At 53.0% G+C, this 21419-nt stretch carries 20 protein-coding genes and 1 pseudogene; 15 read left to right on the top strand and 6 right to left on the bottom strand.

Annotation, left to right across the window (positions count from 1 at the left end):
• Window positions 1-3 precede the first annotated feature (3 nt).
• From KRAC_RS50930 to KRAC_RS50915, 4 genes are all read left to right on the top strand, one after another.
• A complete protein-coding gene (locus KRAC_RS50930; protein ID WP_040448311.1) occupies window positions 4-774 on the top strand; it encodes an ABC transporter permease in 771 nt (256 codons plus the stop codon).
• Between the two features lie 432 nt (window positions 775-1206).
• On the top strand, window positions 1207-2382 hold the full coding sequence (locus tag KRAC_RS50925; protein ID WP_007920758.1) for a cytochrome P450: 1176 nt from the start codon (window positions 1207-1209) through the stop codon (window positions 2380-2382).
• 464 nt (window positions 2383-2846) lie between these two features.
• Window positions 2847-3434 carry an IS110 family transposase gene (locus tag KRAC_RS50920; RefSeq protein ID WP_052569289.1) on the top strand — a complete coding sequence of 196 codons (588 nt, stop codon included), beginning with the start codon at window positions 2847-2849 and terminating at the stop codon, window positions 3432-3434.
• Entirely contained in the window at window positions 3409-3876 is a 468-nt protein-coding gene (locus tag KRAC_RS50915; protein WP_075164589.1) for a transposase, read from the top strand. The genes KRAC_RS50920 and KRAC_RS50915 overlap by 26 nt, the downstream gene beginning before the upstream one ends.
• Before the next feature lie 12 nt (window positions 3877-3888).
• On the opposite strand, the gene KRAC_RS50910 is transcribed toward KRAC_RS50915, so the two are convergent.
• Together KRAC_RS50910 and KRAC_RS80425 are read right to left on the bottom strand one after the other, a co-directional pair.
• The gene (locus tag KRAC_RS50910) at window positions 3889-4299 is read right to left on the bottom strand and encodes a hypothetical protein (RefSeq protein WP_007920755.1); all 411 of its coding nucleotides are present in this window, start codon (window positions 4297-4299) and stop codon (window positions 3889-3891) included.
• Window positions 4299-4436, bottom strand: a pseudogene (locus KRAC_RS80425) (DUF4113 domain-containing protein). Before KRAC_RS80425 ends, KRAC_RS50910 begins: the two are co-directional and overlap by 1 nt.
• A 127-nt stretch (window positions 4437-4563) precedes the next feature.
• On the opposite strand from KRAC_RS80425, the gene KRAC_RS64225 reads away from it, so the two are divergent.
• Window positions 4564-5408 (top strand): IS5 family transposase gene (locus tag KRAC_RS64225; RefSeq protein ID WP_274532219.1). Its coding sequence is split into 2 segments (ribosomal slippage): window positions 4564-4891 and window positions 4891-5408, totalling 846 coding nucleotides; the frame shifts between segments, so codons are not numbered across the junction.
• 308 nt (window positions 5409-5716) lie between these two features.
• Here the strand turns inward: KRAC_RS64225 and KRAC_RS50900 are convergent.
• Window positions 5717-6187 carry a sigma-70 family RNA polymerase sigma factor family protein gene (locus KRAC_RS50900; protein WP_157508055.1) on the bottom strand — a complete coding sequence of 157 codons (471 nt, stop codon included), beginning with the start codon at window positions 6185-6187 and terminating at the stop codon, window positions 5717-5719.
• Between the two features lie 584 nt (window positions 6188-6771).
• On the opposite strand from KRAC_RS50900, the gene KRAC_RS50885 reads away from it, so the two are divergent.
• The 5 genes from KRAC_RS50885 to KRAC_RS50865 all read left to right on the top strand — a co-directional run bounded on the left by KRAC_RS50885 (window position 6772) and on the right by KRAC_RS50865 (window position 11224).
• The gene (locus KRAC_RS50885; RefSeq protein WP_007920751.1) at window positions 6772-7413 is read left to right on the top strand and encodes a TetR/AcrR family transcriptional regulator; all 642 of its coding nucleotides are present in this window, start codon (window positions 6772-6774) and stop codon (window positions 7411-7413) included.
• 94 nt (window positions 7414-7507) lie between these two features.
• Window positions 7508-8503 (top strand): alpha/beta fold hydrolase, encoded by a 996-nt coding sequence (locus KRAC_RS50880; RefSeq protein WP_007920748.1) that lies wholly within the window; start codon window positions 7508-7510, stop codon window positions 8501-8503.
• A gap of 16 nt (window positions 8504-8519) precedes the next feature.
• Window positions 8520-8972: a DUF3995 domain-containing protein gene (locus KRAC_RS50875; protein WP_007920743.1), complete on the top strand. Its 453-nt coding sequence runs from the start codon at window positions 8520-8522 to the stop codon at window positions 8970-8972.
• 208 nt (window positions 8973-9180) lie between these two features.
• On the top strand, window positions 9181-9675 hold the full coding sequence (locus KRAC_RS50870; protein ID WP_040447500.1) for a hypothetical protein: 495 nt from the start codon (window positions 9181-9183) through the stop codon (window positions 9673-9675).
• A gap of 79 nt (window positions 9676-9754) precedes the next feature.
• Entirely contained in the window at window positions 9755-11224 is a 1470-nt protein-coding gene (locus KRAC_RS50865) for an MDR family MFS transporter (RefSeq protein ID WP_007920740.1), read from the top strand.
• A gap of 74 nt (window positions 11225-11298) precedes the next feature.
• Here KRAC_RS50865 and KRAC_RS50860 read toward each other — a convergent pair whose 3' ends face one another.
• Both KRAC_RS50860 and KRAC_RS50855 read right to left on the bottom strand, forming a co-directional pair.
• Window positions 11299-11736 (bottom strand): VOC family protein, encoded by a 438-nt coding sequence (locus KRAC_RS50860; RefSeq protein WP_007920738.1) that lies wholly within the window; start codon window positions 11734-11736, stop codon window positions 11299-11301.
• Between the two features lie 62 nt (window positions 11737-11798).
• Window positions 11799-13025, bottom strand: a complete 1227-nt coding sequence (locus KRAC_RS50855) for an RNA-guided endonuclease InsQ/TnpB family protein (RefSeq protein ID WP_007920735.1) — start codon at window positions 13023-13025, stop codon at window positions 11799-11801.
• Window positions 13026-13518: 493 nt separating this feature from the next.
• Between KRAC_RS50855 and KRAC_RS50850 the strand changes: the two genes are divergently transcribed.
• The 3 genes from KRAC_RS50850 to KRAC_RS50840 all read left to right on the top strand — a co-directional run bounded on the left by KRAC_RS50850 (window position 13519) and on the right by KRAC_RS50840 (window position 15752).
• A complete protein-coding gene (locus KRAC_RS50850; RefSeq protein ID WP_007920733.1) occupies window positions 13519-14244 on the top strand; it encodes a MerR family transcriptional regulator in 726 nt (241 codons plus the stop codon).
• Between the two features lie 220 nt (window positions 14245-14464).
• A complete protein-coding gene (locus KRAC_RS50845) occupies window positions 14465-14848 on the top strand; it encodes an SRPBCC domain-containing protein (protein WP_075164587.1) in 384 nt (127 codons plus the stop codon).
• A gap of 49 nt (window positions 14849-14897) precedes the next feature.
• Entirely contained in the window at window positions 14898-15752 is an 855-nt protein-coding gene (locus tag KRAC_RS50840) for a phosphotransferase family protein (protein WP_007920731.1), read from the top strand.
• A 6-nt stretch (window positions 15753-15758) separates the two neighbouring features.
• Here KRAC_RS50840 and KRAC_RS50835 read toward each other — a convergent pair whose 3' ends face one another.
• The gene (locus tag KRAC_RS50835) at window positions 15759-16706 is read right to left on the bottom strand and encodes an NADP-dependent oxidoreductase (RefSeq protein WP_007920729.1); all 948 of its coding nucleotides are present in this window, start codon (window positions 16704-16706) and stop codon (window positions 15759-15761) included.
• Window positions 16707-17141: 435 nt separating this feature from the next.
• Between KRAC_RS50835 and KRAC_RS50830 the strand changes: the two genes are divergently transcribed.
• Together KRAC_RS50830 and KRAC_RS50825 are read left to right on the top strand one after the other, a co-directional pair.
• Complete coding sequence (locus KRAC_RS50830; RefSeq protein WP_040447497.1) at window positions 17142-20246, top strand: winged helix-turn-helix domain-containing protein; 3105 nt, start codon at window positions 17142-17144, stop codon at window positions 20244-20246.
• A 232-nt stretch (window positions 20247-20478) separates the two neighbouring features.
• On the top strand, window positions 20479-21408 hold the full coding sequence (locus KRAC_RS50825; RefSeq protein WP_007920724.1) for a hypothetical protein: 930 nt from the start codon (window positions 20479-20481) through the stop codon (window positions 21406-21408).
• Window positions 21409-21419: the final 11 nt, after the last annotated feature.

Raw genomic sequence — 21419 nt, 5'->3', positions numbered from 1 at the left:
GAAATGGAAACGAGACAGAACCACTTTTTCAGCGATATGAGCGTGATGCTTGGTCGTTCCATGCGCCATATCTTCCGCAGTATGGACACCATCATCACGGTCACGATCATGCCGATTGCGATGATGTTGCTGTTCGTGTATGTGTTCGGTGGCGCCATTCAAACCGGGACCGGGAATTATGTGAATTACTTATTACCTGGCATCTTCCTGATTGCGATTGCCAGTGGGATCTCCTATACGGCGTATCGGTTGTTTACCGATGTGCAACGGGGGATCATTGAGCGCTTTCGCTCCATGCCGATTGCCCCGTCCACCATGCTGTGGGGACACGTGCTGACCTCGCTGGTCTCCAACGCGATTTCGGTGGTGGTCATCATGCTCGTCGCGTTGCTGATGGGCTTTCGTTCGTCGGCGGGCATCCTGTCATGGCTGACTGTCGTCGGCATCCTCGCGTTGTTTACGCTGGCGTTAACCTGGGTTGCGGTGATTCCCGGACTGACCGCCAAATCGACAGACGGGGCAACCGCATTTTCGTATCCGATTACCTTCCTGCCCTTTATCAGCTCGGCGTTTGTGCCAACGAAGTCGATGCCGCTGGTCGTCCGCGTCTTTGCCGAAAACCAGCCAGTGACGGCGATTGTGAATACCATCCGTGCGTTACTCTCTGGGCAGCCAGTGTCTCACGAGATCTGGGTTGCCCTTGCATGGTGCGTCGGCATTCTGGTTGTGGCCTACATCTTTGCGATGAGGGCCTATACAAAGCGCGTGTCATGAACCCAGTTTGGAAAACCGGGGCGTGGCCGTGAGGCAACCCGTCTCAAGCCCCGATGGACTGCGCAAGACATGACCAGACTCAGCCCAACCACGGAAATGCTTCCAGAAGACCTGAGAGAAGACGAGCCAACACGCGGCCATGTATCCCATCACAGCAGAACACATCATGGTTTTCTGCGGTATATGACCAGATTTCCTGTCGTCATCTCGTAAGGAGGATCTGTCGTCATGAGAGAGCGCTCGCGCCGCGCGAGATCGCCAGCGCGGATCGAGCAGAAAAGCACACCTGCTTGACGCAAACAGGGATCACGCGCACGACGACAGTGCTCAAAACTCCTGGCACTCTTCCACGTTTGCGGGCCAGATCTGCCCACGCGCGTGGGGCATTTACTTCCAATCGAGTAGAAGATACAAGAAAGAGAAAGAAGAACTATGCAGACACATTCCAATCGAGAACAGCTCACTGCCTCGTATGACTGGTATCGTCAGATGCGTGAGACGCAGCCCGTTTTCTTCGACCAGAAGATTCAGGCATGGCACATCTTCCGCTACGACGATGTGGCACGTGTGTTGAGTGATCACGCGACGTTTTCTTCCGATGAGAGCAGCTTCCTGCCACCCGAGTACCGCAATGCCACTCCGATCAGTTCGAGCATGCTACGTATGGACCCGCCGCGTCATCGCCAGTTGCGCCAGCTCGTTTCGCAAGCCTTCACGCCGCGCATGGTGGCTCACATGGAGTCGCGCATCAAGGAGATCACCAATGGATTGCTCGACCAGGTGCAGAATGTGGGTGAGATGGATGTGATCAGGGATCTGGCTTATCCTCTGCCTATCACGGTCATTGCGGAGTTGTTGGGCATCCCTGCGGAGCGGCGTGAGGAGTTCAAGCAGTGGTCTGATGCTTTCGTCTCGGGAGACGAGGAAGCGACGGAAGAGGCCAGGCAGGCGGTCATACAAGCCACAGACAGCATGAGTGCCTACTTCACCCAGATCTTTGAGGAGCGGCGTGCGCATCCCCAGAACGACCTGGTGAGCGCACTGCTGCTGGCGGAAGTGGATGGGGAGCGCCTCTCGAACGAGGAATTGCTGGGGTTCTGTGTGCTGCTCCTGGTCGCAGGCAACGAGACCACGACCAATCTGCTTGGCAATGCCATCCTGTGCCTGGATAAGCATCCTGAAGCGGTGCAACGTCTGCGTGCCAATCGCGAGCTGGTGCCGAGCGCTCTTGAAGAGGCACTGCGCTACTACTCGCCGCTCAAACTCACGATACGCGGGACCACGACCGAGACGACGATTGGCGATCAGCGCATAGAAGCTGGCAAGTTACTCTTTGCCTGGATTGCCTCGGCGAATCGTGATGAGGCCCAGTTCCCCGATGCCAATCAGTTCATGATCGAGCGTGAGCCAAATCGGCATCTGGGCTTCGGGCGTGGCATCCATTTCTGTCTGGGCGCTCCCCTGGCGCGTTTGGAGGCGAAGATTGCGCTGAGCGCGATGCTCGACCGCCTGCCTGGCTCCTGGCATGTGTCCGATGCGCCGCTGTCTCTGATCAGTAGCATGTCCGTTTTGGGGGTGAAGAAGTTGCCCATGACTTGGGAGAAGTAACAGAACGTGAGTCCTGGCGAGCAGATCCCTCTCCGATGAGCGATGATAGGAGCCCTCCAAACGCTTCTCTCAGTCATCGGAGGGGTCAGCCAATGCGTTTGACGGCCGTTGTTGTGTTCTGGCGAGGATGTGTGGCGCGCGCTTTCTTACAATCAGGCAATGGAGCATTTTTCAGTGCAGTAACGGCTGAAAGCAGCCTCTTTAGAAGCATGTACCTGTATTACCCGCTACTCTGCCCCTGGTGACAGCTCGTATACTAGGAGCATCGGTTCCAAGATGATGCTGAGGGCGAGGTACGAGCCTCGGTTCGACCGCGAACGTAAGACTGTCCCCCATCATCTCGGGCTGGCCCAAGTTTGAACCGTATCGTGTGGCTTTGACCACGTATCACGAGCTAAGACTGGCCTTGCCCCAGGTCCGAGACAGGAATGAATTTCTCTCTCGATCAGACGAAAGGAGTCGCTATGACATCCTCTCCAGAACCATTGTATGACCTCTTCGTTGGCATTGACATCGCAGCGGCGACGGCATCTGTCGCTTGGAAGGAGCCCTCTAGGAAGATCTGGCGCGCGCTCACCATTGATCAGACCCCTCAAGGCTTCCAGACGCTCCAGCAACGCTTGCTCGCTACAGGGCATTCTGCTAAGAGCATTCTTGTTGTGATGGAAGCAACTGGTTCCTATTGGATGATGCTCGCAACCACCCTGGCTCAAGCTGGCTTCGCCATCAGTGTCATTAACCCAGCTCAGGCTCACCATTTTGCCAAAGCCTTACTTAAGCAAGCAAAGACGGATGCCATCGATGCTCAAACGCTGGCGCAACTCGCCGCTTTGCTTCAGCCAGCCGTATGGACCCCTCCTCCGGCCATTTTTGTTGAACGCTATCACCGATTGAACGAACGTGAGAGCCTCATGCAAATGCGTCAACAGCTCCGCAACCAATTCCATGCATTGAGTCACTGTCCCGCGCGTGATTGCTTCCGTACACACACGCATGCAATTCTTGATAGAGTCACTGACCGAACAGATGTTGGAAGGAGAGGCCGAGCTTGATAAGGCTCTTTCTCTTGACTCCTTATGGACAGCATCTGCCATCAGGCTCCAGACCATTCCTGGGATCGGGCTACTGACTGCCGCCTGGCTCCTGGTTACGACGCTCAATTTTACGCTGTGTAACACGGTGGAAGAACTGACGGCATATGCTGGGCTGGCTCCTCATCCATTCCAATCGGGAACCAGTGTCCATGGGCGAGCAAACATTGGGCATACAGGAAATGCTGCACTTCGTACGGCTGTGTATCTGGCAACCTTGAGTGCCGCTCAATACAACCCCGTCATCAAGGCATTTTATGATCGTTTACGAGCGGCAGGCAAACCCATGAAGGTCGCTCGTTGCGCTGCGGCACGAAAGCTCTTACACATTGCCTTTGCGGTCGTCAAAAACGAGGCGGACTTTGATCCGTTGTATGCAGCCAGAGCACAAAAAACGGCTTGATAGTTTGACACATCAATAGAAGAAAATGTTTTCTTCTTCATATCCCACATGTTTTTTTATTTTTGGGAAGCTGAGCAATGCCCCTCCTGACAAACAATGCCGTATCTTACGTAGCGGGCCCCCTTCTACAAGTGAATGGGTGGAAAGCAGGAGCCTGGCCAACATCAGACGTACCCAGTTCCTATTCGCCTCAGCCCCCTCCACATCGCCTACAATCAGTACATCTCGTTCTTCATCTGGACCAACCACGCTGGCCCACCCCGGAATCTGACAGAGTTGACCCGTTTCAATGGCGACATGTCCCCGAACATAGAGATAGCAGCGGTCGGCGCCAAACTGCCGCTTGAACGCGTCCACCGCTCTGCGAATCACACCTGCCGACAAGGGCAATCGTAATTGTAATTGTACACATTCGTCCCTCATCACACTTCTCCAACCTGCAACACTTCTGACCATCGGGTTGTAAAGCGTTGGGAGCGCCACGCCTGCCGCATAGATCAAGTCCGCCGCGTCCCCTGCGCCCCAAAGCGCAGCGTCTCACGGCCCCATTGTGCGTTCACCTGGTCCACTAGAGACTGTATGTAAAGCGGTAAAATTGAAAGGGAGAGGAGTGTCAAAGAAACTGAGCAGGGACGTTTATCTCAAGCAGGAGGACTTCCATGAGATGGCGTGCCTATCCCGCGCGATATGAGTGATGAGGAATGGGCAATCTTGGAACCCTTGATCCCGCCCGCCAGGCTAGGTGGACGACCACGAGCGGTGAACATGAGGGAAATCGTGAATGCGATTCTGTATATCTTGAGAAGCGGTTGCCAATGGCGCATGCTTCCTCGTGAGTTCCCGCCCTGGTCAACCGTCTGGACCTACTTCCGTACGTGGTGCAGGAACGGGAGTTGGGAAAGGATGCATACTGTTCTGAGAGAGGCTCAAAGGAAACAGCAAGGGCGAGAACCTCCCCCCAGTGCCGCCATTCTCGACAGTCAAACGGTCAAGACGAGTCAAAAAGGGGGGCCCGTGGCTATGATGGCGGCAAGAAAATAAACGGGCGAAAACGTCAGGTTCTCGTTGATACGTTGGGATTGATCCTGCATCTGAAGGTTCATACGGCAGATGTGCAAGATCGAGCAGCGGTTGCGTTCCTACAGGGGGTTCAAGCTCGCTATCCTCGCCTCGAGCACGTCTGGGTTGACCAAGGCTACACGGGAAGTGGGAAAACCTGGATAGAAGAGCATTTGGGGTGGAGCGTTACCGTCGTCCAACATCCCCCTCGTTCCCGAGGAGAGTGGGTTCCCATAGGCGACATCAATGATCTGGCTCATCTGCGCTTTGAGTGGCGACGACTTCCTCCTTTGCATACCGGTTTCCGAGGAGTCCTTCCGCGCCGCTGGGTGGTCGAACGGACCTTTGCTTGGCTCACCTTCTGCCGTCGGCTCTGCAAGGACTACGAGTTCTTGCCAGAAAGCAGCGAAAGTTGGATTTACGCGTCTCAGATCCGCTTGCTTCTGCGTCGCCTAGCGAGAGCCCCATCTTGAAGCCTTTACATACAGTCTCTAGTGGGTCACTTCCAAACCCGCAAGAACGTCTCCAAAGGGTTGCGAAGCGCAAGGGTCGTAAGCTGCGAGAAAGCACCGTCAAACGGGCGTGTTGGATCATTCTGGTGAGCACCTTCCCAACTGAGTATTCGGCAACTGAATTGTTCTGGTTGTATCGCTCTCGCTAGCAGATCGAGCGCTTGATCAAAGCCATGAAACAGGTACTTCCTCTAGTCCAGTTGTGCAGTGATCAGCCGCAGTTGATCCGCACCACCTTGCTCGCCTGGTCAGAGTCCTCTTTCCTTCATCTATGTGCATGTGCCTTGACAAGAAGGTAGGATATGTTGCAATTTATCCGGATTCCCAATCACGTTGACCTCACAGATCTTCTGTTGTGCTATGTCAAATACCATCACAGAAAAAGGGTGGTCTTTCCGATATTTGATGATTCCTGGCTGACCATTGATATGAGCAAGACGGTACGCGAACAGCTCCGACGCTTTTTGCTTGACTGCCAGGAGAAAATGCGCCGTCTTGAACGCTCCATAGAGCGGCTTGCGAGCGGCTTTGACTTTGCCGCCGCCATCAGTATAGAGCGCCACATCGTGGGTAAATAATGAGAGAAGACGCTCCATATCATCACGCTGATAGGCATCAAGAAACTGGTGGACAAGGAGGGTGTGTTGCTCACTGAGAGGGCCGTCTTGCTGGAGATGAACATGCATGGCGTGTCGCGCCTGCCACATTAACTGACGGCAGTGGACCTTGCTCTTCTGCACAATGTGAGTAATCTCGGCATAATCATAGTCAAAGACCAGCTTATCCCTCGCAAGTCAGCCCTGTTGAACTGTGGCAGTGCCGCATACAATTGGGTGAGCTCATCCTTCTCCGTCTGAGAAAATAGGGTCGATTCATACAAAACACCTTTTGCCATGTATCGCTCTATTCATTCCTGATCAATTCTTCATACTGCTGAGTCCTCTCTCAAAATTGGTCCATTTTTGTCTAGACAAACGGTACCACCATAAACGCAACGTCTCCACTGTCTCCAGCAAACAAGCAAACAGAAGAAAGGTGATTCCTCAATTTCAGCGCTTTTTGGCGGTCTTTTTTCTTCAATCAATGATGAAGCAAACAGTGTTTTCCATCAAGTGCAGGAAAGGTGGGGAGAGCCTGCAAAGCCACTTGCATTCCATACTGGGGAAAGAAGAGGTTAGTTTTTCGACCTCACAGAATTCACAAAAATATGGGCTCATTTAAATTTCCAATCTACACCTCTTGACTTATCACTGTGTTTTTTGCTAAATTAGTTATACGTATAGCGAGTGAAATATTCGATGTTGTTTTGAGAGTGAAGGTGAACATGAACAATCAGGGGAAAAGCACCCGCAGAACGGAGGCTGCCGAGGCCAGCAAACAAGCGATTTTGGATGCCGCTGAAACAGTGTTTGCGGAAAAAGGCTATGATGCTGCGAGTCTTCAGGAGATTTGTGACCTGGCGGGAGTGACACGTGGTCTGCCCAACTACTTCTTTGGTTCGAAGGATGGCCTCTATCGCGCTGTCCTGGCACGAACCTTTACACACGCGCAAGATCTGGTCACGTTTATTCATGAACAAGCACATGCTCCTGGTGTCAATGCGCAGGAGATTCTACGTGTGGTCATTGAGCGCCTGTTTGATGACCTTACAACGCATCCAACTTTTGTGCGTTTGACCGAGTGGGAAGCCTTGCATGGTGCCCGCTATCTGGGCAATCTTCCATCTCAGTTCCAGCTCTTGCGCGAGGCCATACAGGCGTTACAGGAGGATTTAGGGTGGCAAGGTAATGCAGAGCAATTTCTCATTGCCCTCACCGCTCTCTGCTGGTTCCCCACAGCCCATGCTGAAACATTCCTCAGACCATTGGGCGTCGATGTCCATGATCCCAACTTCCATGCCCGATATAAACAGCATGTTGTGCATTTGCTGCTTGGAGACATCCCTGACCATCCCAATGCAGACTAATTGATCCATCCTTGTAAGATAGGGCTGTTTTTTTGTTATTCACATTCGCTATGCGTTCAGCGAATTTTTGGCTGTCGATAGAAGAGAGAAGCATATGAAACATTTCTGGTCGAAGCACAGGTGGTTACGTCGAACGACTTATAGTTTTGTCGCTTTGTTGCCACTTTGCCTCGTTGCCTTATTATTCGTTGCCTATGTCTACATGCCTCCGGAGGATCATACACATGTACCTGCCTATTTGACACAAATTCAGGAGCAGCACCTCGATCACTACATCGATGCGGGCAACTTTCGTTTGCATTATCTGCACGAAGGGAGTGGAGAGCCGGTCGTACTCATGCCAGGTGGTGGTGCCTGGATCTATGAATTTCGTTATATCGCCGCCGCTCTGGCACCGCATTACTCGGTCTACATCATTGATCCGCCAGGTGATGGGTATACAACGCCGACCGCAAAGAATCCCAACTTTACAACCATTTACACGCTGGACTCGATTGACCAGTCATTGCTGACGTTTATGAATAAGCTGCACGTCCCCAGGGCCGTATTCGGCGGTAATTCCTGGGGCGGTGGCATGGCTCTGTACTTTACCGAGAAACATCCTGAGCGGGTAATCAAATATGTTGGCATGGACAATACAGGTTTAGATCTACCCGACCCCTGGTTTTATGAGCTTGCAAAGTGGCCGGTAATTGGCGAAGCCATAATGAAGCTCTCTATGCCAACAAGCGTTGATGCGACGAGGCAACTGTTGGAGGGACTCCTGTTCGATAAGTCAGAGGTGACAGCTGATATGGCACAAGAACTCTATCCCCCGCTGACTTTTCAGTGCAACCTGGTCTCGCAGTGGGTGCTAGAACGCAATCTTGATTGGAGCGTGACAGATCAACTCATTCCAAAGATGAAGACCCCGACCCTGGTCATCTGGGGCAAGCAAGATACGATTGAGGACTCATCCAGCTATGTTCAACGCTGGCACCAATTGGACCCACAGGCCACCATTGTTGTGCTCGATCATGCCGGACACCTCGTTTATGATGATCAGCCTAAAAAAGTGAAACAGTTGCTCTTGAGCTTTTTAGCCGCATAGGGAAGAGGAGGAAATAATGGATCAATATGTAAAAGAACTTGCAGGCATACTCGTAGCAATAGTGCTTGTTGCAGATGGTTTACTGCATGCCTACTGGGCGACAGGTCGACTCTGGCCCGCACAGAATAAACTCTCACTGGCGAAGGCGGTACTCAACATAAATAAAACCCGCTCTTTCAGGCCAGCGGTCCTTGTTCCACTCGCCTGCCTGCTGTTTTGTGGTGCCTTGATTATGTTAGCTCGGGTCCATTATCTTGGGATGTTTGGACAACTCATTCCCAGTCCGTTGCTTCAACTCGGCGTTCTGTCCGTTGCGGTAGGACTCCTACTACGTGGTCTAGCAGGGATTGTGTGGGCACTACGCCTGGCCGCATCCAGGAGTGAAATGTTCTACAAACTCAATCTCATAGTCTATACACCCGTCTGCCTGGTACTCTTTGTCGCCGCCGCGGCGGCAGCGTCTTTCTAATGTTTGAGTAAAACAGCTTTGTGTATCTTCCTGCTTCACCCGGAGCCTGTTGGATGGGGCAGGAGGCGTCTCTTTTCTTCAGAGCCTTCAGTGGAGGCGCAACGCCTTTTCTTGTGACAAAACCCGGCCGCTATTCGTCAGAAGAGTAAGCGGTCGGTAATGTGTGGAACCGCTCCCCCTTTTGAGACAGTAATGGATGGTTTCTTCTATGCCAATTCTGGTCCACCTAACGCCAGCCAAAGATGTAAAACGCATTCGCAAAGCTGGTATTCGCAAAGGGCGTGGAGTCTATTGTATGCCCGTCATGCAAAATTACTATGTCTCTCATCAATGGCTGCGCGAACTCAAGCGTCGAGGCCAGCGTACCTTTATGGGCATCTACTTTCACGTGCCAGATGAGGAAATGGTCTGGTTTGGCCGTTATGCTCGACCGCATGAGCACCTACCTGTTGCCCAGGCTATCAGCGAACTTATGCAGCAAGATGACCCGCAAGGGTTTGAGCTGATCATTCCGCGCTCAATTAGCGCCAAAGATATTCGCAAAGTTCAATCTATTTCGCGAGTGGTGGGCTGGCGCTATATGCCAGGTGTGCGTGAACGCGCCTGGTGTACCTGCCCTGTTTGTGTCTCACGTGGAGAATTCAATTCTCAAAAGAAACGTCTCCAACATACACGCCGCCCGAAAAAAGCCAGCCAGGAATAAGTGGGAAGATTGCAGCTTCCCACTTTGTTCATGTGTATATCCACATATTTTTCTTAAAATACTATGAATTGGAGCATCAATGTCTTCTCGTGTGCAGATGAATCCTAAGGTGGCGGTTAGTGTGGTCTTCGTCGCGGCAATGTTTATGAGTATTATGGACTCGACGGTCGTGAACGTGGCTCTCCCCGCTTTGAGCCGCCAGTTTAATGTGACTGGTACGGCTATTGACGCTATTGTTGTGGGCTACCTCGTAAGCCTGGCGGTGATTATTCCTGTCTCGGGTTGGCTAGGTGATCGCGTGGGAACCAAGCGGATCTTTGTTAGCGCGCTCGTCCTCTTTACCGTCGCCTCTGCCCTCTGTGGCCTGGCGACGAGTCTGCCTATGCTGATCGCGTTTCGCGTCTTGCAGGGCCTGGCGGGTGGCGCCCTGACCCCTGTCGGCACCGCCATTCTCTATCGGACCTTTCCGCCCGAGGAGCGCGTGCAGGTCTCGCGCATCCTCAATATCCCGACCGTGATCGCGCCGGCCACGGGTCCGATTATCGGAGGCCTGCTGGTGGATAAGCTCTCCTGGCGCTGGGTCTTTTATATTAATGTCCCCCTGGGCATCCTGGCCAGTATTTTCGCCCTGTTCTTCCTGCATGAGTATTACGAAAACACTAATAAGCGCTTCGATATCCTGGGCTTCCTCCTGGCGGGTATCGGCCTGGCACTGACCATGTATGCGCTGAGCGAGGGACCGGTCTATGGCTGGACCAACGGTACCATTCTGGGCACGGGTATCGTGGGCCTGCTTATGCTGGTTGCCTTTGTGTTTGTCGAGCTCAGGTCGACGCATCCCATGCTCGATCTGCGCCTGTTCAATAACAAGCTCTTCCGCACCTGTAATCTGGTCACAGTCTTCTCGGGCGCGGGCTTTATGGGCTTACTCTACGCTGCCCCGCTCTTCCTCCAGGAGGCGCGTGGCGTCTCCGCGTTCACCTCGGGCCTGACGACCTTCCCCGAGGCGCTCGGAGTTCTCGTCTCAACCCAGATTGTGGCACGCCTCTATCCCAAAGTGGGGCCACGCCGACTCATCGCTGGCGGTCTGGTTGGGGTTACGATTATTGAGTTGTGCATGCTTACCATAGGCATGGATACCAACCTATGGGCAATGCGTGGGTTAATGTTCCTAACCGGGGCGGGCATGGCCTATGCCTTTATCCCTGTGCAGGCCGCGGCCTTCGCGACGATTTCGCCTGCTGAGACCGGCCAGGCCTCGGCGCTTAACAATGCCCAGCGCCAGGTTGGTGCCTCGCTTGGCGTGGCGCTTATCAGCACCGTCATGAGCACGGTCGGAATGACGCATATTGCTAATGGCAGCATGCAGCCAAACCTAACGGCCTATCACGCCGCCTTCATCACCTCGGCAATTCTCGCGGTCATCGCGGTCAGTTTCGCCCTGCGCGTGCGCGATAAGGACGCTGCCTCCACCATGCGTCAGCGCGGGAAACAGGCCGAGCCTGAGCAAGTGCTGGAGCCTGCGCTCCAGGTCGAAGCCGGAATATAGGGATGTTGTGTGGAGACCCAGCGTCTTGACCTGGAAACAGATCAAGACGCTGGGTCTCCACACAACGAGTTTTACTACGCGCTGGGCCAGGTCCCGCCCCATTCCTCGGGGTCAGCGTCGGCGACGGATTGTGAGAAGGTCCAGCAATGCCCTCCTGGATCTTCGACAGTATACTGTCTCTCTCCATAAGGATAGGTCGTTGGTGGTCGCAAGATGTGCGCGCCACGTCCGCGCGTAAATTCATAGTGGCGGTCCACATCCTCTACACGTACCAGCACTGAGTGATTCTCGGCGCGAGAAGGCGCTTCTGACTTCCCCTCATTTACAATAACCGCAGCATCACCAACCGCAAGCTGAACGCGATGGCGGCCTATGCGCAGGCGCTCTTTAAAGTCAAAGGTTTTACAAAGCCATTCCGCCGCCTGCACCACGTCTTCATACGCTAGTACAGGAATAACTGTGCTCGCTGGTACAGAGCGATTCGTTACCAATTTGCTTGAGGCAAAATACATATCCTGACTGCCTTTCTAAATCCACTCAAATGTGCTTATACACACTCGAATAGATTCAATTGCTACACTTGGCCCTCACAGGAAGTCTCCATGACTTCTACGCCGCTTTGGGTCGCCTGCAGCACATCGCACTCAGGACGAGCCTGAGTGTATGGCCCCCGCCGGGCAAAGAACCTCGTCAAGATGTTGTGAGCACTGTTCTCATCTCGATCCATGACGAGTCCACATTCCGCGCACTGATACGTCCGCTTCCACAGTGGCATGGCTTGCAGATTCCCACAGCCACTACACTGCTTGGACGTGTTACGCTCATCTACCAACTGAAGCTCTTTCCCATACAACTGGCATTTATAGGTGAGCATTTGGACGAAGGCATACAAGCCCCAGTCGTTGTAGACCGCCCGATTGAGCGCCTTGTTTCGCTCCTGATGCTCTTTCATGACCATGTGCCGTTGGGAAAGATCGCCCACGACGACAGTTCTCTCAACCAATCGCCGTGCGATAAGATGCGATGCCTTGTGCAGGCTATCGCGCTGTTTGTTGCGCTTCCTCTGCGACACGCGCTTGTACACCTTGCTCAGATGAAGATAACGACGCGACTTCTTCTTGCACTTGCTGCGTTTCGAGCGAAGCCGATCCAACTGTTTGTTGTACCAACACGAGCCTTTGAACCCACCGATGTGATAGATCCGGCCCTCTTGCGTGACCCCAGTTGCCAGCGTCTTGATGCCCAGATCGAAAGCCACGGTGTTGCCATCGCGTTTGGCCTCCTCTTGCTGTCGATAGCTGAAGGAGGCGTAGTAATTGCCTCTGCCATCGCGACTGATGGCAACCTCTCGAAAGCCCTCTGGAGGCAGTTCGGTGAGTGCGGCACGGATGGCAGGAAAGCGTTTGTGCTTGCCCTTGCCCCCTGTGGGCAAGATGAGGGTGTTTCCCTCAAGCGTGAGATACATCGCCGGATAACAGAGGGTGAAGAAGCCATGGCGAGGTCGCACGCGGGGAAAGCCTGGGGTTTCCCCATTGGCGACCCGACGAAAGAAGGCTCGCATGGCCCCATCCAGGCGATAGTACACTTCCGCAAGCAGCTTGCCATACACCTGATCGAGTTCAGGATCATAGGCACGGCTCTCGGACAGGGTTTTCTTGCAGTCGTTGAAGTGCCACTTCTCCCCGTCTCTGAGCCTCATGACCCACCAATTGTAGAGCCCTCTGCATTTTCCTTGCATGAACTCAAGGGTGGCCATGTCTTGCTCGCTGACGTCAAGTTTGATCTTTTTGCAAAGGAGCATGAAAAACCCTTCCTTTTCAACACTCCACTAAAAGATAGATTTCGCCTCTTTCGCTAGAAACATCAAATACCATGGTTTAGAACACTTTTTCTCATCTGATGCGTGTATCATACCATGATAGCGTCTCTCTGTCAACGCCTCCAAAGGTGTACAATAAGCACACCTTGAAGCAGAGTCGCGCACATTTTTGATTGCTGTTCTTACGCTCCTTCGCCAAACTATTCATCCTTCTATAGCTCAGTATACACAAAAAGAACACGTGTTCAATATCAATGCTCTTATGGCAGCGATGGGCCACCACGGCTGTATGTTGTTGCGTCCAGGATGGCCAGCCAATGGAGGGTTAAATGACACGAGAATGCCATCCCATGATATATAGGCGCGTAAGGCTTGCCCCCGAATGGGGATTAGCAGTGTCGGCCCCAGTTGATTCCATGTGATATAAAGAGACATGTAAATACGAAAAGTCTCCACATATATCTGAGGGTTTTACATGGTACTTCACGATTCTCTGCGCACCATTGACCTGGCCAGGGCCACAGGGATCAGTGTTCAGCAGGTACGCAACTATGAGGCCTGGGGGCTGCTACCAGCGGCCTCGCGCAGCAAGAGAGGCTATCGTCTCTATACCCAGCGCCACCTTGCCGCGCTCAAGACCGCTCGCGGCATGATCGGTGGCTATAGCTGGCAGCGGACGTTGGCGATTATGCAGGCCCTTCACCAGGGGGACCTTTCAGCCTCGCTGTCCCTGATAGACTCGCGCCACGCCGAGCTTGCCAACAAACGTCTGCAAGTTGAGCAGACGCTTTCGGCGCTGCATGCATTAGCCGCGCAACCCGCTTCTCTACAAAGCGCCCACCCTTCCCAGAGTCTCCGCGTGGGAGAGGCAGCCAGACAGGTGGGTGTGCGTGTCTCGGCCCTGCATTTCTGGGAGCAGCAGGGCCTTCTGCACCCAGTACGCGAACAGGATAGCCGCTATCGCCTCTATAACGAGCAAGAGATGCATCGCCTACGCGTGATCGTCCTGCTCAGGGAGGCTGGCTATAACTTCGATGTGATCCAATCGGTCCTGGACGAGCTGGCGGCAGGTCGGCCGGAAAAAGCCATTGTGATGGTAGAGAAGAGGCGCGAGGAGCTGACGCGGACAAGCTGGCTGTGTGTTGAGGCCATGGCCAATTTTCAGCGCTATGTGCATGAGTTTTGTGGGGAGCTTCTCTGAGATATCATTGCTGTGATATCGTTCTGTAAGTTATCGGGGCTTCGCTTCTTAGAGGGAGGAGAAGGCATTGGGCGGCATTGGCCGACTTCAATGTGATATGCTTGCAGTAAAGTAGAAACAAAGGATGGACCCTTGCATGCCACGATCTGTAACGACTGGTTGGTTTACTGTTCAGGCGCGTACAACTATCCAGGCGCCAGTAGCGCGTGTCTAGTCGATTTTGACCGATCTTGAAAAATATCACGAGTGGAATAGCTTTGTCCCCTCGATGCAGTCCGATTTTCGGGTCGGCTCACTGTTGACGATGCATGTGCAGATGCGCGAAAACCTTAAGACCACCAGTATCGAGACGATTACCGCCATTGAGCCAGAGCACCTTCTGTCTTGGGAGACACGCTCATCCGCCTGGTTCTTGCATGGTGAACGCATTCAGGAACTCGCGCCCATTGATACTGACACCACCGAATATTCTACACGTGAGACATTTATCGGGGTCTTTGCGCCCGTGCTCCAGCTTATGTATGCACGCGACCTACAGCGTGGTTTCGACGCTGTGGCACGAGACCTGAAGGCCCGCGCCGAAACCACATTGGCACAACCTTAAGCTATCACAGCATTAAACTTTCTAAAACCAATTATTATGGGGCAGGACATTGAACTATCACTATTTAGAGTTAGCAGCCAGTAACATCCTCGCGCGCCTTACTGGTCCAGGAGAGCCGCTGAAGCCCCTCTATCTCCAGCACGACCGCGCGATCTTCCTGGCTGAAGGGGCGCATATCATTCTCAAGGTATATAGCGATGTGCAGGCGCTCAGGCATGACTATGAGATCGCGCAGCAGGCAGCTTCAGTTGGGCTGCCAACACCGGAGATACTGGCATTTGAGGCAGGGCCGCCCGCGGTCTTTGCGATGCGCCAGGTGATTGGCATTCCTCTCTCCTCACGCTATCCAGACGCCGCCAGGGAGGCTGGAGTGTATCTGCGATGCTTACATGGGTTGGGTGCGCAACCGCCATTCTCAGGGGGCCAGCACCGCTGGGAAGAGTTTATTTTGTGGTGGGCCAACCTGGAGATCGAGCATGCCAGGCAAGGAGACGTGCTCAACGCCTGGCATGCGAGTGAGCTACGCGAACGTTTTGAGCGCCTCCGGCCTCTTCTGGCACGCCGACCAATTGGACTGCTTCACGGCGATCTTCAGAATGAGCATATTCTGCTCGATCCCCAGAGTCAAAAGGTTCTGGCTTTTCTAGATTTTATCGACGCACAGCCTGGCGATCCGCTCCTGGATATCGCAGTCCTCACGTTATGGGACCAGGAGCTCACAGATCCCCTATTAGAAGGCTATGAGGGCTATGGCACCAACGCCAACAACGCGGAGACGCAGCACTTGCTGACCCACTATCGCCTCCTGCGCCTGCTGGGTTCTATTACATGGTTACTCAACCGGGGCTTTCACGATCTCGCCGCGAAATACAGGAACGCGTTAGAGCTCGCTATAGAGGCATAGTTAAGCTCAATCCGCGATGTGGAGCACAATGCGGCCGCGTCCGTGACCCGTCTGGCTAAGCTCATGTGCACGTCCTGCCTCGCGAAGAGGAAAAGTTCGCGCAATAACGGTTCGCACCTGACCCTCGACGATTAGTTGCGCTATGTCTCCCAGGAGGCGGGTTGATGGATAGGGAAGCGAGGCTGTGTTCTTCGTGGCGCGAATGCCTAACTCCTGCGCCTGTTCCTGCGATGGCGAGACCAGAAGCGATACCAGTATCCCCCCTTGCCTGACTACACGCAAAGAACGTGCCAACACGTCGCCGCCTATCGAATCCAGCACGACATCTACATCTTGCGCCACCTGCTCAAATGGCGTCGTCGTATAATCCACTACTGACTCGGCACCAAGGGAGCGTACAAAGTCTACATTGGCCTTCGAAGCAGTTCCGATAACTCGCGCACCCTTCCAGCGAGCGAACTGGACGGCGAAAAGTCCCACGCCACCTGCCGCACCATGAATCAGGATGCTTTGTCCAACTCGCAATTCAGCTGTCTCAAAGAGTGCCGTCCAGGCGGTTGTTGCTCCACCTGAAATCGTCGCCGCTTCATCGAAGCTGAGTGCTTCTGGCTTAAGTGCCAGGTTCTCTACTGCAGCGGTTGTGTATTCGGCATAGCTTCCCTTATTGCTACGACCAAAGACTGCCTGCCCCTTCCGAAACTCACTAACGCCAGGTCCAACTGCCTCTACCATTCCAGCAACAGCACTACCTGGAACATAAGGGAAAGATGCTGGCATAACGTCGTGAAATGCTCCTTGACGAATTTTCCACTCAATTGGCAGTACACCAGTGGCGTGGACGCGTATCAGCACCTCGCCTATGCCTGGCTCTGGCTGTGCTACTTCCTCAAGCCTCAGTTCTCCTGGTCCACCATACCGCTGAACTTGTATCGCTTTCATTGTCTGTTGTGACACGAATACAACCTCCTCTATTACTTGCCATCAATAGTAGCATAGGAAGTGGAACGAGATCGTGAGGCAAATGGCCAGTATCTCACCTGTACTAATGGGCGAGAGAGGAGGTTCCTAAATCTATTATCGAGCAGTCCTGATGGGTGATTTCATCGCCTTCTTTGCTTGTGTTGCGGGCGAAACAAAGGAAGCCTGCCAGCGCAAGTTACATCCGTATATGCAGTAGGAGGAAAGGGAGAATTTGTCTCCCCCAAGCTCATCCAGCACTTTGCCATTCTCTGGGCCATCCTCGGTGATGGTGAGGTGCTTTGAGATTTGCACGAACAGAAAAGTCTCTACGGTGCTCAAGCTACCTTGGATAAGACAACGATTCTGGCGTCGGTTCCCGAACTGATGTTATACTGTTCGGGAACTAACCAGAAAGAAGACCAGTCCTCAATGAAATACGTTGTACAGGAAGATGCATACGTCTATGTCTCTACACAACCTTCTTTGATTCCATTGCTGGCTGTTGAGACTCCTGCTTGGTATGCCTGGGTTGAGGAGGTGGCGCAATTCACCTTTCGTAGTCAGTATGGAGCATTTTCCGCGCGCAAAGAAAGGGTATCTAATGGTCGTGGTGGCTCGTACTGGCGGGCGTATCGCAAAAAGCAAGGGAAGCTCTATCGAGTCTATTTAGGCAAAAGCAACCAGTTAACAATGGCCCGACTCAAGGCTGTGGCTCAGGAACTGGCTCAACGTCTGGAGCAGGGAGACGATAAACGTAATTCATGGGTGACAGAAAAAAACGAAAAACCAGCGACCCCTGCGGTGTTAAACGTGAGTAAGAGCCACAAGATAGTGCACGATCGGACTACTGACCATTTGTTGCATACAAAATTGCACATCCCCGTGTTCCAGGCACATCTGGTCGCGCGCGCGCGCCTTGTCCAGCGCCTCAATGTGGGTCTGCGGTGCCGCTTGATTCTGCTCTCTGCCGCGGCGGGGTCTGGAAAAACGACGTTGCTCAGCGAATGGGTGCGCCAATCTTCTGCGCTGATCGCCTGGGTCGCGTTGGATAAAGAAGATAACGATCCCGCGCGTTTCTGGTCGTATATTCTTGCTGCTCTGCAACGAGCCTCACTTGAGAAAATCACACCTCTCCTGGAAATGGTGCGCTCCCAGCCGCCTGTGTCGCTCGTACCAGCGGTACGCGAATTGCTGAATATTCTAGGCGAAAAGGACAACGAGATAGTGATTATCCTGGATGATTATCACCTCATTGATGTGCAGGCCATTCATGACTCACTGGTGTTTTTCCTCAACCATCTCCCCAAGCACGTTCACCTTGTGCTCGCCTCGCGTCACGAGTTGCCTTTCTCTATTGCCTCACTCCGTGCCAAACGCCATCTCGTTGAGCTACATTCCACTGATCTCTCCTTCACATCCGCCGAGGCCGAGGTCTTTTTTGCGCAGACCGAACATCTTGCGCTGGCAAAGGCTGATATAGAGATGCTGATGGAACGGACCGAAGGGTGGATTACCGGCTTGCAACTGGCCGCTCTTTCATTGTATTCGCTACAGGATACTGCTCAGTTTATCTCTTTATTCAAAGGGAGCCATCGTTTTATTCTGAGTTATTTGGTAGACGAGGTGCTGGAGCGCCAGCCAGAATATGTGCAACGTTTCTTGCTGGCAACCTCGGTGCTAGAACGCTTTACGGCTTCCCTTTGTGATACTCTGACTGGCGAGAAAAATGGGACAGCCATGTTGGCCTACCTGGAACAGAAGAATCTCTTTCTCTTTCCTCTGGACAACGAAGGCCGCTGGTACCGCTATCATCATCTCCTAACGGAGGCCTTGAGTAATCGTGTGCGCCAAGAGCAACCAGAGTATTTTGGCACACTCCATCGACTGGCCAGTACGTGGTATGAGCAACATAATTTGCTGGAAGATGCGATCCGACACGCGCTGGTCGCGACGGATTTCGTACGTGCAGCAGATCTACTCGAGCGTCTGGTTGAGACGATGCTCAAACAGAATGAGTTTGCCAGTGTCACACTCTGGAAGGAACTTTTGCCAACTGATTTACTGACAGAACGCCCCTGGCTATGCCAGGCTTTGGTCAGATTGTACATTGCAAGTGGGCGTCTGGACCAGGCGGAAGAGATCTTGCGTGATTTGGAACACGTAGGCATTGAGAAGATAGCTTCCAACATGGTTGATACATTTCGTGGACGCGTAGCAGCGCTCTACGCACATCTGTATAGCTCAAGAGGAGAAGCGCAGAAGTCTCTGGCCTACGCGTTCGAGGCTCTGGCTCTCCTACCAGAGGATGACCTGGAGTGGAGGACCAGCGTGCGAGCCGCTATGGGCGGGGCGTACTTGCATGCTGGCAATCTGGTTGAAGCTGAGCAAGTGTTGCGCGAAGTCGTTCACCCTGACCTTCAGAGGCATGATCCTTATCGCGCACTCACTGCTTTACATCTCTTGGGGCAGACACAGGTTTTGCTGGGTCGACCTGGTCTGGCAAATGCGACGTATCGACAAGGTATTCAGCTCGCTACCCATCATGGTCTGATGCATTCCGCCGTGATGGGGCATATCCATGCGGGATGTGGAAATCTGTTGTATGAGTGGAATGATCTGGAGGGCGCGCAGAACCATCTGGTCGCAGGCCTTGAACTGGCCAGGCGTGGCGGAAATAGTATCCAGGCGCTTGACTGCACGCTGACACTGGCTGATGTCAGACTGGCTCAGGGCAGGATGCAGGACGCGCACACGCTCTTACAGCAAGCCCAGGAGCTGGCCCACCAGACCAACGATCCGTTCTTTCTGGATTTTGTCACACGCCGCCCCGTTGTTGTCTGGCTGGCTGCACATGACATAGATGCTGCTGTTCGCTGCGCCCACGCTACAGGGCTCTACTTCTATGGTGAAGTGGATACAATTGCCTCGCTGCCATCAACCTATTTTCTGCTGATTGAATTGTTGGTCCTGATCCACCTGTACCTCGCACAGGGCAATCTCCCTGGTGCAAAGAGATTGCTCGCGCAACTTCAGAGTCCTCTCATGAATGGACCGAATAAAAGGCGTCGTATCCAATGGCTGATTCTTCATGCTCTCGCATTGTATGCGGAACAACATGTTCCTGAAGCAACAGGAGAACTAGCGCTGGCGTTAGAACTGGCCGAACCTCTGGGCTATAGCCGTACATTTATTGACATGGGTGAAGCGCTTCTACCTCTTCTCAAGATTTTGCGCAATCTCAAGCCACTAGCGAACTATTCTCCAAATTACACCCGACAACTCCTGGCTATGCTAGACAAGCAAGATATGGCAGAGAAACCTGCCGAGAACAGCGCAAGCACAGAACTGCTGAGTGAACATGAATTTGTCATCTTGCGCTGCCTGGCGGAAGGATACACAGATCGGGAAATAGCCCGACGTCTAGTACGGGCTGAAAACACGGTCAAGACACATACCAAACACATTTATGACAAACTCAATGTCCATAGCCGTACGCAAGCAATTGCCCGCTCCAGGGAACTAGGCTTGCTCTAACATCTCCCACTTCTCGATAGTCGCTCGATTGATCTCATCTTTACACATTGCAATACCTCGTTTAGGTGATGACACAACCCCTTTTTATCGGCTACAGTCGTGGAAGGTAGGGCTCATGGCATTACATACGCCGCACATATCGACTTTCCTTACTAGTAATGCGACGGAGGAAGGCCTTGTCGCGATTTACCCAAATATTATTGTTTCTGTTCTAAAAATAAAGGTAGAATGAATGAATAAGCAACAAGATACTGCAAAAACACACCAGAGGGATATCACTCCAATGCATCTGATCGTTCGTGTCGTCATTGGAGGATTGTTATCGGCGATTGTGCTCACCGTGTTTGCGTCTCTCTTGTCATCGGGGAAACCATCGGCTACATTCACCGCACAAAATATCATTATTCGTGTTATTTCTGGTGTGTTCTATGTGGCAAGTATGACTCCTCTGGCCCGTCGGGTCTTTTACCGCCGTTTTCCGCGTTTTCTAGCGATTTTTGTGCCACTCTATATCACCGGCACACTTACCGATATGATCGAGGCATATTTTTATACGAGCCTGTTAACCCCGTTTTCCCTGGTTGCGGCGCTGATTATCGAAGGACTGCCTCTGCTATTCATCACTGGTATCATCGCCTGGCTGATTCCGGCGAATGAGGATGCACGGAACACTCCACGCTTTACCCAGGTGATGCGTGAGCGTAGTTTTTTCTCCTGGATCTGGCGCATCGTGGTCGCAGGCGTGCCTTATGCAGCGATTTACCTGTTCTTCACGATGCTGGTGACACCACTTGAACACGCGCATTATTACGATTCAGCATTTATTGCCTCACTGCATACAGTAGTGCCTTCCACTGCAACCACACTCGTCTTGGAGGCAGTACGTGGCATGCTCTTTGTGCTGGCAATGTTGCCTATCATCGCCGTGATGCGCAAATCACGCTGGTCCACAGGCCTATATATCGCGCTGGTTGGGGCGGTATTGGAAGCCTGGATTCCTTTACTTGGGCAGACCTCATGGCCGATGATGATGCGCGTAGGCAATGTGCTAGAGCTCACTGGAGATGCCTGTGGCCGTGCGCTTCTGATGGCTCTGTTGGTGGTTCTGCCCTCACTTCAGGCAAGCAGATCAGCGCACCAGCAACTTGCGGCAGATGTCTGATCACTGGGGAT

Source organism: Ktedonobacter racemifer DSM 44963, from assembly GCF_000178855.1.
GTDB lineage: Bacteria > Chloroflexota > Ktedonobacteria > Ktedonobacterales > Ktedonobacteraceae > Ktedonobacter > Ktedonobacter racemifer.
This window is presented reverse-complemented; position numbering and strand designations above follow the sequence as displayed.